Source organism: Sedimentibacter sp. B4, assembly GCF_000309315.1.
GTDB lineage: Bacteria > Bacillota > Clostridia > Tissierellales > Sedimentibacteraceae > Sedimentibacter > Sedimentibacter saalensis.
On record NZ_CANG01000215.1, the window covers coordinates 1 to 306 of the forward strand.

Genomic DNA, 306 nt, shown 5'->3' on the forward strand with positions numbered 1-306 from the left:
CTGATGTTAGCTTCCACCCAGATGCCGGTGCAGAAGATCGCTGCGGAGCTCGACTTCAACCAGGTCAACTACTTCTCGCGGGTCTTCCGGGCACACACGGGTGTGTCCCCCAGCGAGTACCGGCGCCAGTTCTCTTCGCGTGACGGGAGACCAGCCGGTGTTTCGCTTCCAACTCACCACCACCCTCTGCTACGGGCCTGACTCACTGTCGGCGCTGGCCGATCTGGACGGGCGGCGGGTGCTGGTCATCACCGATGGCTTCATGGCCACCACGCCACTGATGGGGCAGGTGCGGGACGCACTGTC

Annotated in this window: 1 protein-coding gene; it reads left to right on the forward strand. The window is 64.1% G+C overall.

The window, feature by feature from the left end:
• Window positions 1–3 precede the first annotated feature (3 nt).
• On the forward strand, window positions 4–201 hold the full coding sequence (locus tag BN358_RS28735; RefSeq protein ID WP_368730809.1) for a helix-turn-helix domain-containing protein: 198 nt from the start codon (window positions 4–6) through the stop codon (window positions 199–201).
• The last annotated feature ends 105 nt before the right edge of the window (window positions 202–306 follow it).